Annotated in this window: 10 protein-coding genes; all 10 read right to left on the bottom strand. The window is 65.1% G+C overall.

Annotation, left to right across the window (positions count from 1 at the left end):
- Nucleotides 1-24: 24 nt before the first annotated feature.
- Entirely contained in the window at nucleotides 25-1,191 is a 1,167-nt protein-coding gene (locus tag ACQY9S_RS11745) for an acyltransferase family protein (RefSeq protein WP_428419887.1), read from the bottom strand.
- A gap of 23 nt (nucleotides 1,192-1,214) precedes the next feature.
- Entirely contained in the window at nucleotides 1,215-2,111 is an 897-nt protein-coding gene (locus ACQY9S_RS11740; protein WP_428419886.1) for a glycosyltransferase family 2 protein, read from the bottom strand.
- A complete protein-coding gene (locus ACQY9S_RS11735) occupies nucleotides 2,108-3,463 on the bottom strand; it encodes a lipopolysaccharide biosynthesis protein (protein WP_428419885.1) in 1,356 nt (451 codons plus the stop codon). Before ACQY9S_RS11735 ends, ACQY9S_RS11740 begins: the two co-directional genes overlap by 4 nt.
- Nucleotides 3,460-4,563: a glycosyltransferase family 4 protein gene (locus tag ACQY9S_RS11730; RefSeq protein WP_428419884.1), complete on the bottom strand. Its 1,104-nt coding sequence runs from the start codon at nucleotides 4,561-4,563 to the stop codon at nucleotides 3,460-3,462. The genes ACQY9S_RS11735 and ACQY9S_RS11730 overlap by 4 nt, the downstream gene beginning before the upstream one ends.
- On the bottom strand, nucleotides 4,556-5,890 hold the full coding sequence (locus ACQY9S_RS11725) for a hypothetical protein (protein WP_428419883.1): 1,335 nt from the start codon (nucleotides 5,888-5,890) through the stop codon (nucleotides 4,556-4,558). The genes ACQY9S_RS11730 and ACQY9S_RS11725 overlap by 8 nt, the downstream gene beginning before the upstream one ends.
- A gap of 73 nt (nucleotides 5,891-5,963) precedes the next feature.
- Nucleotides 5,964-6,977 (bottom strand): acyltransferase family protein, encoded by a 1,014-nt coding sequence (locus ACQY9S_RS11720; RefSeq protein WP_428419882.1) that lies wholly within the window; start codon nucleotides 6,975-6,977, stop codon nucleotides 5,964-5,966.
- Between the two features lie 10 nt (nucleotides 6,978-6,987).
- A complete protein-coding gene (locus tag ACQY9S_RS11715) occupies nucleotides 6,988-8,379 on the bottom strand; it encodes a hypothetical protein (protein ID WP_428419881.1) in 1,392 nt (463 codons plus the stop codon).
- A gap of 4 nt (nucleotides 8,380-8,383) precedes the next feature.
- On the bottom strand, nucleotides 8,384-10,069 hold the full coding sequence (xrtB, locus tag ACQY9S_RS11710) for an exosortase B (protein ID WP_428419880.1): 1,686 nt from the start codon (nucleotides 10,067-10,069) through the stop codon (nucleotides 8,384-8,386).
- A 275-nt stretch (nucleotides 10,070-10,344) separates the two neighbouring features.
- Nucleotides 10,345-11,217: an urease accessory protein UreD gene (locus ACQY9S_RS11705; RefSeq protein ID WP_428419879.1), complete on the bottom strand. Its 873-nt coding sequence runs from the start codon at nucleotides 11,215-11,217 to the stop codon at nucleotides 10,345-10,347.
- A 78-nt stretch (nucleotides 11,218-11,295) separates the two neighbouring features.
- Nucleotides 11,296-13,092: a sensor histidine kinase gene (locus tag ACQY9S_RS11700; protein ID WP_428419878.1), complete on the bottom strand. Its 1,797-nt coding sequence runs from the start codon at nucleotides 13,090-13,092 to the stop codon at nucleotides 11,296-11,298.
- Nucleotides 13,093-13,129 lie beyond the last annotated feature (37 nt).

Raw genomic sequence — 13,129 nt, 5'->3', positions numbered from 1 at the left:
CGGTGGGTTTGGGCACCATTGCCGTCATGCGCTGCCTGTGCGTGGTGTCATCGTTTGAACAGGCCTGCGCTTTGTGCCGCCGCGCCAACGACGCGCCACAGGGGTCTCGAACCAGCGGAACGAGACAGACGCGAGTGCCACCGTTACCAGCCAGACCCCGGCAAACGTGAGCAGCCGTTGCGCGACAGGAAGTTCTTTCACCTGTCCGTCGAGCAACGAGTGGCTGATCGCCCAAATGACGAGGGCGTGAAACAGGTAGCCCCCGTAGGAGACTCGGCCCACCCAAGCAATGGGGCCCCAGGCCAACACCGCTGTTCCGGGGCGCCTCAACAGAACATGGACCAGTGCCGCCGCGGCGAGCAGATCGATCGCGAGGTAGACGAACACCTCGCGGTGCTGACCGTAGAGGATGCCCGAGACCACGTTGCGCAAAGCCTCGGTGCCAGCCGCGCCGAGCCGGTGGTTGATCGCCACGTAGACCGCTGCATAGCCCGTGGCGACCGCCAGAGCGACCCCCCACAGGCCGGCCGCCACACGCGGCGACGCACGCAAGCGGGGCTCCAGGCGCGCGATCAGCGAACCCATCAGGAAGGCGTCGACGTGACACGGTGTGGCCGCGTACACCGCAAATGCCAGCCAGCCTGCATCACCGGCCGTGTTCGCACTCAACAAAGTGGCATAGCCCCACCGGACCAGCGGGCCCGCGGCGATCAACAGCGAGCAGGCCAGCACCTGCCGGCGTGCGGGCAGCAGCAGCGCGAGCAAGGGGAACAGCAGGTAGAACTGCTGCTCGACACTGAGCGTCCACAAGTGGCCGAAGGGTCCCCAGTTGCCCGGGCCCGGCCAGAACTCGAACACCATGTGCCAGTTGTAGGTGAAGCTCAGCAGATACGGCAGATCGGTCAGGCGCGACGCGCCGCCGGAGGCCAGCACCACCATCGTACCGACCCCGAGATACAGCAGGTACACCGGCACGATACGCAGCGCTCGACGTCCCATGAAAGCGACGTAGGCAGTGGTCGGGCGGGCTGCAGCGTAGTCACCGTTCACGAAGCCGGCCGTGATCACGTAGCCGGAGATCACGAAAAAGAGCCATACCCCCGTCCAACCGAAGGGCAACAGACCGCAATGTTGAGCGATCACCATCGTCATCGCGATGGCGCGCAGGCCGTCGACAGCGTCAATGCGCATCGCTGGTCCTCCTTCGCTCGGGGTCATTCCAGACCAAGGATGCGGCGCGGATCGAGGCGGCCCTGCAGCAGGTCCCTCATGGCCAGCAAATTGCCTTTCAGGCGGCCTTTCCGGTCGACCCATTGTTCCGGCCACAGGGCGCGCAGCAGGTTCATGGCAAAGTTCTTTCCGACGTGTCTCAATGCGTAGGTACTCGACATCGATCCCTTGCGAAGCAGATAGATCGGATTCGCGACCTGTGAGTAACCGAAGCGAAGTCCCGACGTGCGGCCGCGTTTCGTGCCGAGGTGGACGCCTCTCAGCGCCGAGCACGCCACAACGCGACCACAGAGAGCCAGGCGCCGGCTGAAGTCGATGTCTTCGAGCCAGCCATACAGCGGCAAATTGATATCGAACAGGACAGCGTGCTCGACAAGCGACTTAACCCGCACAGCCAGATTGCAGCCGTACCCCCCATAAGTTGGCGCAACCTGCGGTGTCGTTGTGTTGAGTGAAGGCAACTCGTCAAGCAGGTGTACAGCTTCACGATGAGGAATGCCAGGGCCGGTCGCTCCGTCGCGCACGGGTTGATTCGTGGCGATCACGATGTCTGGATTGTCCGAGAACACCGCGGCGAGCTGCTCGACGTAGTCGGGCGCGGGGTAGTAGTCGTCGTCCATGAACAGCAGCACGTCGGCGTCATGGCATGCGGCGATGATGGTGTTGCGCTGAGCGGAGGAACCTCGCGGACCACGCACCACCTGCACCGGGCAAGGGACGAGGAAGGAGTTTGCTTCGTCATAGTCGGCCGGGTTCGCGGGACACACGACGATCCGATCCGGCATCACGCGCTGCCGAGCAAGCTGTGCCAGCGTCAAGGGCATCTGCTCCCGTCGCCCGGCGGTTGCGATGCCGATCACCACTCTTGTGCCTTGAGTCATGCGTGCCAGATCCTGTTCAACAGTCGTTCTCGGTGCAGCACGAACAGCAATGCTGCAGCCAGTGCGACCGTGCCACATGTTCGTGCGACCGCCACGCCGAAACCCTCGCGGTAGTGGGCGAGTATCAAGATCAATGCCACGGTGACCAATGCACCAAACAGGCTTATCGCCGACATCAGCCGGTCCCTGCGTAGCGGTATCAGCACATAGCCCGAGACCACCTGGGCGAAGGCGACGAAGGGGAACATGAGGGCCAGCACATTGAGCATCCCCACCGTCGGGCCGAACGCCGGGCCCAGGATCAGCGGCACCAGGGGTTTGGCCAGCAACAAGGTACCAAGAAGCAACGCCACACCAAACCCGGTCATCACCAAAAAGGAACTGCGCATCAGCCGATAGGCTGATGCCTCGCTTGACTTGGTGCTGATTCGCTTCGAAACGGTGCCCACCAGCACGTGATTGGCTGGCTGCATAAGACTCAGCCCCACGGCTGCCAGGCGTTCGGCCGCGCCGTACCAGCCAACCTGCGATGCACTAGCGAACAGGCTAAGAAGGTAGGTGGAGGAACTCGCCATCATCATGGTGACGCCCTTGTGCGCGAACAGCGCAGTGGAGCCCCTAACCAGTTGCCAGCCGCCGCGCAGGCGTACGCCCTTTCGGTCCATCGTGGGCTTGGCAATCACATGGGCCGCTGTGACACAAATAAGACTGGAAGCCAGCAGGGTTGCCAGAATGATCCAGGCATCGCCTGGCCCTGAAACAAACCACAGGATCACGGGCAAGTTGATGGCGAAGCCCACCACTTCCAGTGCGACCGAAGTGCGAAATCGCTGGATCCCCTGAAAGTACCAACCAAGGTTCAATGCGGCAGCCAGACCGTTCAGGGTTGCGAGTATGCCGAGCAGCGGTTCGTCATTGAACAATGGCGAGAGCAGCGTCCCGCCCAGTCCGATGGCGATGCCGGGTACGGCCATCCACAGCCGCCCGGCGATGTGCTGGCCATACAGCGAAGCCAGTCGGGAGCGGTCCGTGGTGGCAGCCACGTCCCGCGCACCGGCAATCGGGAAGCCGTACTCGCAGAGCAGCCAGACCACTTGGTAGAGCGACATCGCGGCCAGCAAGCGTCCATACTCTCCGGCGCCCAGAACGCGCCCGTAAAACGGGATCAGGACCAGCAGGTACAGGTAGCGCAGCAGGTAGCCGGCATAGACGAAGACCAGCGCCTTGCGCGTCGATACCGCTTCGCTTGGCAGGCTGCCGGGTGTGCTGTCCAGCTCCGATGGCAGCGTGGTGATCGGCAGTTCGCCTGGGGCTGATGGGCGAGCCAGGTCATCGGGGCGTTGGCCACTCATGTGTCGAGCACCTCTCGTACGGCCGACAGGTTGAGCTGGGCCCCCTGGCGCCATGAATAGGCCTTCGCGCGCTCCAGCCCGGCGGCGCGCAGCCGGGCTTGCAGCGGGGGCTGGTCGAACAGCTGGCGCAGCCTGTCGGCCAGCGCGGGCGCAGAGCTTGGGTCGAAGGACAGTGCCGCCTCGCCACACACTTCGCGCAGTGCCGGCGCGGTGGAGGCGATCACCGGACAGCCGCAGGCCATGGCCTCCAGCGCGGGGATGCCGAAGCCCTCGTAGAACGAAGGGAACACGAAGCAGGTGGCGTGCTGGTACAAGGCCTTGAGTTGACCGTCGGTCACATAGCCCACGCGCAGCAGCGCGTCGCCGCTGCCTGCAGATTGGAAGATGGCGGCGTCGGCGGCACCCACCACCACGCAGCGCGGCGCATCGGCTCCCAGTAAGTCCAGCGCCTTACTGATGGCGGCAAAGTTCTTGTTGGGTGTGGGGCTGCTGACGGCCAGGGCGAAAGGCTTGCCGCGCAGCCCGTGGCGGTCGAGGAGGCTGTCGTCGGGCACCACGCTGTCGAGGTGCTGCCAGCCTTCTGTCGTCACCCTCAACTGCTCGGGTGCGATGCCGAAGCAGGCGGCCGCCTCGTCGGCGCTGAACTTCGACACCGTGAGCACGCGCGGTGCGCGCGCGGCCACCCATCCCACCACCAGTCGGTACCAGGCACGGAAGCGCCAGCCGTAGACCTGGGGCATGCGCACCACCGCGGCGTCATGCACCGTGATGATCTGTCGCGCTTTGACCAGCGGGCCGGTGAAGCCGAAGCTGAACAGCAAGCCCTTGCGCGCAAACCACGGCAGTTCGATCTGCTCCCACAGGTGCCCCCGCAGGCGGCCCACTGTCCTCACCTCGATGTTCCGCTGTGGGGGGACATCGACGCCCGGAGGCACCAGCAGGGTCCAGCGGGCGAAGCGCTGCTCGGTCTGGCCCAGCAGATCGTCGAGGCAGCGGAGGGTTTCATGGGCGTAGCGCTGTACGCCCGTGACGCGCTGGCTGAGGAAACGGCCGTTGATGAACACCTGGGGCAGTGATGCACGGTCCAGTACGTCAGACATGAGCGCTTCTCGCTTCTTGCGGGCGTTGCGAAGCGAAGGCCGATGCGTTTCCCGCGGCGGCGGCGGCGGCAAAAGCGTAGAAGGCGATCCCAATGTCAAACACCGTGCCCGATACGGAAGCAGCAATCAGCGTGACCAACATTGCATGACCTGCTGCAAGCGCAATAGGTGCTGTTGGTTCGGGTGAAAAGCGGGATGCCCTGCGAAACGCTTGGACCACGAAGACGGTGAAGAACGTTGTCCCGATAACACCAAGATTCGACAACAAGACGATTAGAAAGCTTGACGCACGTGCGCTACCCAAGCCCACGCCGATACCGTAGGTGTCGATAAAGTTGCTCCACGATTGTGCGTTCCATGAGCTGCGCTCGACTCCTGAACTGCTCTCGAGCTTGCGCACGACGGTGATATCGAAGAAGTCTGTGATCCGCGTCACTAACTCCGGTTTGAGCAGCAGGACGCAACACACAGCGACAGCAACGCACCATATCAAGACGGCGGTCATGCCAACTGCCGGAGTAACGCGCAGCACCAACACACGCCACATTGCAGCGACGCCCAGCAATGAAAAGTAGATCAGCAGCGTTCCGTATGCCGTGGTCGACGTGGAGAACGCTAGCAGTGCCAAAGAAATCAACGCCAGCCAACCAGAATAGGGGCGACTCTGCTTACTGCGCCAAAGGCTGGCAAGGAACGCAAACAAGGGTGCGGTGAACGCCGAGAACGCCGAAGTCTCCGGAAATGTGCCGGAAATCCGAATGAGTCCCCCCACCTCACCACCATCCATCATGACGTAGCCGCCGTTGCGAACATATTCCATGACACTGGGCATGCCAAGGTGGTGTTCAGCCAAGTTAATGAGGGCAGCCAGGATGTTGAGCGCAGCCAAGAGGAGCAGAGCATTTCGAAGCCGTGACAACCCGTCGCCGAGCGTGAGCAAGGCACGCATCGACACGAACGCGCAGAAACCGCCAATGGCGTAGCAGGCTTGTGTCAAGTTGGTCGTGCTGGGCTTGAGAGGCGCGGCGGCTACCGCAGTCAACACGGCGGTTCGATCGGTCGACATGACCAGTAAATCCCCCGCGAAAAATCGCGGCATGAAATAGGCGCTCAGTACGCCCCAAATAATCGTTAGCAATAGCCAAAGACCGGCGCCTGGATCGGCTGCGTGCTCAACCAAAGCGTGTGGTCCGCAAGTTTGCACCGCGCGAAACATCAGGAAGGGTAGAGCAAAAACGGCTGGTGTGATGGGGGCTCCACCGAGTGCTGGTAAAGAGATGGCCGCAGATCCACCGAACAGGCAAGCAATGACGAACACTGAGATCATGCGTGTTCCAGGCGCACATAAGCTTGCAATCAGAATCAACAGCGAGAAATACGTTGGGATCACGCTTTGTGCCTCAACCCAGACCCAATTTCCTGACTATTCTTAGGCGGCTCGCAGCGGAGTAAATGACAAGCGGGCCGATCAGCCCAGCCAGAACTACTGCTGCGAGGATTGCCGCGGGTTCCGTGAGGCCCACCAGTTTGTCCAACACGATCCGTGTGCTGGCAACGAAGAGGACATGGAGTAGATAGATCACCATAGACCGTTGCCCTAGCATGCGCACCAGAGCGCTATTCGTTACGAGCGGAGTCGCAGACAGCCAGAGCCAAGCGACGCTCCCCGAAATCGCTGCTGGTAAAGCGGCGATGGTCCAGTAGCGCTCACCGCGATCAAGCAGAACTGAAACGATGGCAAGCCACGCGGTCGCTGAAGCAGCTATTCCGACCACGCTGCGCGTGCCTCTCGTTGCTAGTTGACCGGGCTCTTGGAACTGTCCACTCGCCACACCCAACGCGTACATCAGCCCAAAGTGACAGGCCAACTTGAGCGTTGCCGGCAACGTAGCGATCTCAGGAACCGCGAAGAGAGTCACGGCAAACACCACCAACGCCCTGACGCCAAAGTGCGGAACTATCAGGTAGCTGAAAATGCTCAGAAGCACGAGAACATGGAGAAACCAGAACTGCGAAGCGGGCTGCCAAACAATAGACAGATAGTTGAAGCTCCCCCACTCAACCGGTCGGTTCACCAACTGCCCCGATGCTTGTATCAGTGTGGTTTGTATGACACTCCATAGCAGGTAAGGCCAAAGAATTCTGAAAAATGTTGCCTTGAGAAATCCACTCCGATCTGCCGAAATTCGTCTTGCTACGAACAGCCCCGAAAGAAAGAAAAACATCGGCATGTGAAAGGTGTAGATGGCGAAGAAGACCTCATTTGCGAGGCCAGTGCGCGAAAGCAATCCTGCATCGATCATGCCGCCGATGGCGTGACCAACGACGACCAAGATTATTCCTACTCCTTTGGCGCTATCGACCCAGCCTTCACGCATAACTTGAGTCTGCGTGGTGATCAGGTCTGCGGCCATGTCGGACGCGTCACTTGATGTCGGTGATAGCGTTGTTGATCGATTCATCTGTCCAGCTTCCTGTGATGTACACCGGCATGGGGCCGATCGACATCTGCGATGTCTCTCCGGATTTGGCAGGGATTTCGTGGCCGAGTGCGTCTACTGCGGCGTCGGCACGGAGCGTGATGTGCCGCGGTTGACCGTCAGTGCTCCATAGCGCCAGTTTCTGATTCCTTTCGCCTTTGAAAAGATAGGCTTGAATGCCTGTTTGCGCGTTCGGCGTGCCGGGTACTTGGCGTACAAGGTGGTAGCTTCCAAGTTGCTCGCTCATGACCTTGAAGGCCTGATAGCTCTTGCGCCGATGGCCTTGGTTGTTGGTCAAGCCCATCGGACCATCTACCGTGTCCTGAGACGAGAACCAGCACACAACTTCAACACCTGCTGCGACGCCGACGATGAAAGAGCGGGGGAGGTAGCCGGCCAGAACCTCCTCGGATACGAACTTCGGGAATACGTCGGCAGCGACGGGCCAACCCCACTCAGTGACCCAGATTTCCGGCGATTTCCCCAGCTTCGCGTACCCGGCCTCCCGCAAACGCCGCACTGCGGAGGCGAACGAGCGATCCCGATCAACGACCACAAACGGCCGTGTCCAGTCGGTATCGTGAGCTACTGCGGCGCGTTCGGGTGTCTCTGCATAAGGATGTACAGCAAATCCGTCGAGTGTCGCTGGCAGTCCGGCCTGCAAGAACCAGTAATGAACGACCCACATGTCATCGTCGCTCAGCACCTTGACCGAAGGGTCTAGCGCCTTCACTTGTTGAACCGCTTCATTGACCATGCGGACGTAGTGATCGACCCATGGTGAAGGGGCCTTTCCGTTCCACGCACCACCCAGCAGCTTGGGCAGGGATGAGTTGTGGGGTTCGTTGCCTACCTCCAGCACGAACTTGACGCCTGCTTCCCTGAGCATGCTGGCCACCCTGGCGGCAAATCGACCAAAGCTCACCGGGTCGTAGCTGCGCGCTGGCTCCGCCGCGGTGGGTGGGTACGCTTTTTCGTTGGCGAACCAAAGGAGCGCAACCAGCCCGATGTCGTTTTTCCGATAGAACTCTAGGCGCTTCTTCAGGGCAGGCGAGAAGTCTGCAAACTTGCCAGGTTGCGGTTCGATCTCGGCCCAGCGCACGAGGTCCCGTACCCACCTGACCTTCAATTCCGTCAGTGAAGGTAAGTCGGACATCGGTTGCCCCTGTGCGAACTTGACCACCAGACCAATCGAGTCCCCGAACGGACGCGAACCGGGCTTAGGCGGGGAGGCATCCTGGGCAGTCGATGCTGTGGCTAAAGAGGCGAGCAGCACAAATGGAGCGAGCCAGCGGTACAGCAGGCGGCCTGGCGAGCGGTGGGTCATCGTCTTCATCGGTTCATCGCACCAGCAGGGCGCGCGCGGGCTCGGGGGTTGCGTCGACCAGCTCGCGCAGGAAGCCGCTGAGCTGGGCCTGGGCCGACTCGGCTTCCTCGCCGCTGCGAACGAGCATCGACGCCCGCACCAGCACGCCGTCGGTCACGCGCCCTTTCAGGCCTTCGGCGACGATGTGCCAGCGCGTCGCCCAGGCGCTGTCGCTGTACAGGTTGCCGATGCGGATCCAGTAGGCCACCGCCTCGTGCGCCCGGGCGCTTTCGGCATACAGCTGCCGGCCGGTGACCGGGGTCGAGCTGCCGCCGATGGCACTGAAGGACGCCGGCCGTTGCGCGGTGACCGCATAGCCCTGCGCCGCGTAGCAGAGCTCGGGCCGGTGGATCTTGACCTCCTGCCGCTGGTTGCGCCCGTAGGCCACCGCCAGCATCACCTGCTGGCCGGCGGCATTGGCGTAGGTGCGCATCACTGTCTGGTCGTAGGGTCGGTCGGTGCTGTTGTCGCCCGGCGTGGCCACCGCCAGGTTCACCTGCGGGTAGGGCGTGGGCACCAGCGTCCAGTCGCCGAACCGGGTGGGGATGGCGGCCGCGAGGTCCGGCAACGCGGCGGCGGCGGGCAGCCGCGGCGCGAGCTGCCATGCGCCGGTGGCCGCCAGCAGGCTCAGCACCAGCAGGGCGGCCGCGTGGCGCGTGGCACCGGCGGCGAGTGGTGCGGCCGGCGGTGCGGCCGGGCTTGGCCGCGCGCCCGCCGTGGCCGGCAGGTCGCGGCGTCCCGGGCCCCTGCGGGCCAGGGCCCGCGCGAGCGAATCGCCGGCCACGATGAGCAGCAGCGCTGCGACGAACAGCACCATGCCCGAGAACGAATGCAGGAACCCCTGGCCGGCCTCGTCGCCGAGGTGGAAGCTCACGAGCGCGAGCAGCACCACGCGCAGGGTGTTGGCGGTGAAGGAGATCGGCACGATCAGCGCGGCCAGCACCGCATTGCGCAGCACCGATTCATGGCGGACCACGTTCAGGTACAGCAGGCCGAAGGCCTCCAGCATGAACAGCGAGTTGAGGCCGGCGCAGGCGTCGGCCACCAGCAGCTGGTAAGGGCCGATGGTGATGACCACGCCATTGCGCGCGACCGGGTAGCCGGCCCAGTAGAGCAACTGCTCGGCCGCGTGCGAGACGGCGATCTTGAGCGGTTGCGTCACGGCATCGACCACCGAGCCCGGCAGGGGCACCAGGAAGAGCAGGAAGAAGAAGGCGAACCACAGCCGCCGTGCCGTCGCGCCGCCGCGCAGCAGCAGCACGCCGCCCAGCGTCAGCGGCACGGCCGAACCCACCTCCAGCGCCAGCAGCCCCTGCGAGCGGCCCAGCACGTAGGCGAGCACCGCGATGGCGAGGAGCAGGCCGCCGGTCCGGGGGCGGGGGCGGGGGGCGGCGGGTGCCGCGGCGTCTTGGCGAAGACCGCGCACGAACAGCCAGGCGGCGACCGCCAGCACGACCGGGCCGTGGCCCTGGGCATCGCTGCGCCACAGGCCGCCGGCCAGGTCGTGGACGGTCGGGCCGTAGAGCGCCAGCAAAGCCGCGCACACGAGCACCGCCACGACGCGCCGGGCACGGCGATCGGCATCGACCACCGTGGCAGCGCCACGCTGCGGCGGCAAGGCGGACGGGGCGCTCCGGCGGAGCGCCTCAGCTGAACTCATTCTTGGATTTCCCCATGGTCGTTGAGGCGCGAACCAGCGTGCAAGCCGATGGGTGCCGGGAACCGCTGAAGAAGCTTGTGCCGGGTTGACAGCCCGGACTTGCAGCACGAGCAGCAAGGTTAATGCCGATTGTGCGCTGCAAAAAAATCAGCTTGTTACGACACGATGCAGGCTTGCGAACCCTGTGTCTGCTTGCTACCGGGCACCGCAATGGTGCCTTTTTGGGGCTGCAGCGCCCGCCCGTCGGCCGCGATCCGGTCAGGCCGGGCGGCCGCTCACGTCCGCCACACCCGGGGCTCCGCTCCTTCGCAGCCCCAGGCCTGCCGCCGCCAGCCGCCGCGCACGGACCTGAGCAGCTGCATCAGCGGCTCCACGCGGGCGCCGAGCATGCGCAGCACGATCACGTGGTCGTGCGGCGCCGTGACGCCCAGTGGCTGCAGCGGGTCGGCGGTCATGTGGCTGCGGGCGGCGTCGAGCAGGGTGTCGCGGCGCGCGGCGGCCAGCGGGCTGCCGCTCGCGAACCACAGTGTGGCCAGCACCGTGTGGCCGGCCCAGCCCAGCGGGCTGGCGAGCAGGCGCCGGGTGCAGGGCGCGTGGCGCGGGTCGTCGAAGTCGAGCACGCCGCGTTCCAGCCACGACACCGGGGCGGCGCTGCTCACCTCGATGCCTTGCTCGAAGCGCCCGCGCGCATAGGTCTCGCCGGCCGCCGGCAGGCCCAGCGCCAGCAGGTCCCAGCCGATCATCTCGGCGCCGGGTGCGAGCTCGAAGCGCAGCGTGTTGCGGGCGCGCGCGCCGTCGTGCACCAGGGTCTCGAGCGGCAGCCATTCGAGGCGCGCGCCGCCGGCCACGCGGGCGTTCAGCGTCTGCACGGCGGTCTCGCCGCCGCTGCGGTAGAAGCGCGTGGCGCCGGGCGTGGTGAGCAAGGCGTGGGCGCCGGCGTCGACCTGCGCCTTCAGCGCGAGCTCGTCGCCGCCGACGATGCCGCCCGGCGGATGCACCAGCACGTGGTGGCAGATGCCCGGGCCTTCGGGGTAGAGGCTGCGCAGCACGCGCAGCGGGCCGCTGTGCACGCCGCGGCCGGTGGTGCGGGGCGCAGGGGAGTCGGTGTCGCAGCGGTAGTGCAGGTCGAGGCTGCCGTGCCAGGCCATGAGGGGCGGGTGCTTGAAAGCTCGGGTGGCGGCAACTCTAGTCGCTCGGGGCGCTGCGCGGCGGCGCCGGCTGCGGCATCAGCCGAGCGTCGCGAAGTACGAGTCCCTCGGCATTTCTTCGGGGGTCGGTGCGGTGGTTCGGCTCGACAGCGCGAAGTGGACGGTGGTACCGCGGCCGGGGGCCGAGGTCAGCCAGATGTGCCCGCCGTGGCGCCGCACGATGCGCTGGCAGGTGGCGAGCCCGACACCGGTGCCGGCGAAATCCGGCGACGCGTGGAGGCGCTGGAAGGGCTTGAAGAGCTTGTCGGCGTGCTGGATGTCGAAGCCGACGCCGTTGTCGCGGACGAAGAACTCGGGTCCGTCCGGCGAGTCGGTGCCGCCGAGCTCGATCACGGCCACGTTCTGCTTGCTGGAATACTTCCAGGCGTTGCCGATCAGGTTGGTCAGCAGCGAGCGCACGAGTCCCGGGTCGGCCTCGGCGCGCAGTCCGTCGGGCACGAGGGTCTCGACCCGGCGCGCGGGCTCGGCCGCGCGCAGCTCGGCGATGACCTGGCGGGCCAGCCCGCTCAGGTCGACCTGCATCAGCTGCAGTTCGTGCGTCGTCACGCGCGACAGGGCGAGCAGGTCGTTGATCAGCTCGCCCATGCCGCGCGCCGACTTCTCGACGTAGCCGGCCATCTGGTCGCCGTCGGGCCCGAGCGCCGCAGCGTGGCGCACGCGCAGCAGGCCGATGAAGCCGGTGATGGCGTTCAGCGGCGTCTTGAGGTCGTGCGCCGCCGTGCGGGTGAACGCGTCGAGTTCCTCGTTGACGAACTGCAGTTCCGCGGTGCGCACCCGGACCCGCTGCTCGAGCTGATCGTTCGACTGCTGCAGCGCCTGGGCGGCGGCCGTGAGCTCGGTGATGTCCTCGACGATGCCGCCGATCAGCCGCGCCTTGCCGTCGGCGTCGACGATGCGCCGCTTGCGATCGGACACCCGCCGCACGCTGCCGTCGGGCCGGCGGATCCGGTACTCGCACTGCGCGCTGCCGTGCGCCGCGAGCTCCCGCTGCGACGCTTCGGCGACATGGCGGTCCTGCGGGTGCACGACCGACATCCACAGCGACGGGTCGCGCATCATCGAGGCTGCGTCGTGGCCGTAGATCTTCTCGAAGGCCGGGCTCGCGTAGAGCATCTCGCGGCCGTCCGCCCTGGCAATCCACAAGGCCTCCTGCAGGCTGTCGTGCAGCTGGCGGAACTGGGCTTCCTGGCGCTCCAGCGCCTCGCGCGAGCGGACCTCCTCGGTCACGTCGTCGGCGATCACGAGCACGCTGTCGCGGTGCTTGATCCTGATCCGGTGCAGACTGACGTGCACCTGGCAGAGTTCACCGTTCTTCTTGCGATGGCGCACGACGCCCGCGTCGTGGTGCGGGGCGAGCGGCCGGCGGCGCAGCATCGTCATCATCTGCGCCACGTCCTGCGACGGGCGAATGTCGGTGGCGGGCATGCCCAGGAACTCGGCTTCGGTGTAGCCGTAGTGCGCGACCGCAGCCTGGTTCACCGCGACGATGCGCAGCGTTTCCTCATCGAAGGCCCACATCGGCTTCGGGTGGTGCTGGAACAGGTCCTGCACGCGCACTTCACCGGCTTGCAGGCGCTGCTGTGCCTTGAGCAGGGCGATGTTGCCGGTGCGCACCAGCGCGGCCACGAGCAGCCCGCTCAGCAGGACGAAGGCGATGCCTTTGTAGCGTTGCGCATGCATCAGCCAGGTGACGTCGCTGGAGATCTTCAGCACCAGCATGTCGGAGAGCAGGATCCAGGCGATGCCGGCCACGGCATACATCGCGGCGACACCCAGCGCGATCTGCGTTGCCCGACGTCGGATGATCGAGTCCATGCGGAGTGGGGTCCTCGGGAGTCGGGCCTCGCTGCAA

Origin of the sequence: Methylibium sp., assembly GCF_965279545.1 — a bacterium.
Classification (GTDB): domain Bacteria; phylum Pseudomonadota; class Gammaproteobacteria; order Burkholderiales; family Burkholderiaceae_C; genus Methylibium.
This window is presented reverse-complemented; position numbering and strand designations above follow the sequence as displayed.

Coding starts and splice junctions, on each gene's coding strand:
- ACQY9S_RS11740 (WP_428419886.1), bottom strand. CDS start 2,111: ATGACTCAAGGCACAAGAGTGGTGATCGGCATCGCAACCGCCGGGCGA.
- ACQY9S_RS11725 (WP_428419883.1), bottom strand. CDS start 5,890: ATGATCTCAGTGTTCGTCATTGCTTGCCTGTTCGGTGGATCTGCGGCC.
- ACQY9S_RS11715 (WP_428419881.1), bottom strand. CDS start 8,379: ATGAAGACGATGACCCACCGCTCGCCAGGCCGCCTGCTGTACCGCTGG.
- ACQY9S_RS11705 (WP_428419879.1), bottom strand. CDS start 11,217: ATGGCCTGGCACGGCAGCCTCGACCTGCACTACCGCTGCGACACCGAC.
- ACQY9S_RS11720 (WP_428419882.1), bottom strand. CDS start 6,977: ATGGCCGCAGACCTGATCACCACGCAGACTCAAGTTATGCGTGAAGGC.
- ACQY9S_RS11700 (WP_428419878.1), bottom strand. CDS start 13,092: ATGGACTCGATCATCCGACGTCGGGCAACGCAGATCGCGCTGGGTGTC.
- ACQY9S_RS11745 (WP_428419887.1), bottom strand. CDS start 1,191: ATGCGCATTGACGCTGTCGACGGCCTGCGCGCCATCGCGATGACGATG.
- ACQY9S_RS11730 (WP_428419884.1), bottom strand. CDS start 4,563: ATGTCTGACGTACTGGACCGTGCATCACTGCCCCAGGTGTTCATCAAC.
- xrtB (WP_428419880.1), bottom strand. CDS start 10,069: ATGAGTTCAGCTGAGGCGCTCCGCCGGAGCGCCCCGTCCGCCTTGCCG.
- ACQY9S_RS11735 (WP_428419885.1), bottom strand. CDS start 3,463: ATGAGTGGCCAACGCCCCGATGACCTGGCTCGCCCATCAGCCCCAGGC.